This is a genomic window from Streptomyces hydrogenans (assembly GCF_014656075.1).
GTDB classification, from domain to species: Bacteria; Actinomycetota; Actinomycetes; order Streptomycetales; family Streptomycetaceae; genus Streptomyces; species Streptomyces hydrogenans.
The window spans coordinates 1-1,118 of record NZ_BNBS01000296.1 but is presented as its reverse complement, the minus strand read 5'-3'; the positions used below and the strand labels follow the sequence as shown (position 1 = coordinate 1,118).

Genomic DNA, 1,118 nt, shown 5'->3' with positions numbered 1-1,118 from the left:
GGGCTGTCGGCGCCGGCGGCCGCGGGGCGCTCGGCACGGGCCGGGCAGCAGCCGATCGGGCACAGGTCGTGGGACGGGCCGAGGGCTCCCAGGGCGCAGCGCTCCGCGCGCGTGCCGCGCTCGGCGGCCGCGCGCTCCAGGACCAGCTCGCGCACGGCGCCGGCGAAGCGGGGGTCGGCGCCGACGGTGGCGGAGCGCCGGACCGGGAGGCCGAGTTCGGCGGCCTTGGCGGTGGCCTCGGTGTCGAGGTCGTAGAGGACCTCCATGTGGTCCGAGACGAAGCCGATCGGCACCATGACGACGGCGGGGGCACCGCCGGCGTGCAGCTCCTCCAGGTGGTCGCAGATGTCGGGCTCCAGCCACGGGATGTGCGGGGCGCCGCTGCGGGACTGGTAGACGAGCTTCCAGGGGTGGTCGGCGCCGGTCCGTTCGCGGACCGCGTCGGCGATGACCCGGGCCACGTCGAGGTGCTGGGCGACGTAGGCGCCGCCGTCGCCGTGGTCGCCGACCGGGCCGGAGGAGTCGGCGGCGGAGTCCGGGATGGAGTGGGTGGTGAAGGCCAGGTGGGCGCCGGCCCGGACGGTGTCGTCGAACTCGGCGAGCGAGGCGAGGACGCCCTCGGTCATGGGCTCCACGAAGCCGGGGTGGTTGAAGTAGTGGCGGAGCTTGTCGACCCGGGGCAGCGGCAGGCCCTCGGCCTCCAGGGTGGCGAGCGCGTCGGCGAGGTTCTCGCGGTACTGCCGGCAGCCGGAGTAGGAGGCGTACGCGCTGGTGGTCAGGACGGCGATGTGGCGGCGCCCGTCGCGGACCATCTCGCGCAGGGTGTCGGTGAGGTACGGCGCCCAGTTCCGGTTGCCCCAGTAGACCGGCAGGCGGAGGCCGGCCGCGTCGAAGTCGGCCCGCAGCGCGTCGAGCAGGGCACGGTTCTGGCCGTTGATCGGGGAGACGCCGCCGAAGAGGAAGTAGTGCTGCCCCACCTCCTTGAGCCGCTCCTTGGGGATGCCGCGGCCGCGCGTCACGTTCTCCAGGAACGGGACCACGTCGTCCGGGCCCTCGGGGCCGCCGAAGGAGAGCAGCAGCAGGGCGTCGTACGGGGCGGGATCGTGCTGATCGGACAT

Annotated in this window: 1 protein-coding gene; it reads right to left on the bottom strand. The window is 74.6% G+C overall.

Going from position 1 to position 1,118, the window contains the following annotated elements:
• Positions 1 to 1,118, bottom strand: a 1,118-nt coding sequence (locus IE321_RS41515) for a ferrochelatase (RefSeq protein WP_190226785.1), incomplete at both ends; no start/stop codon positions are given.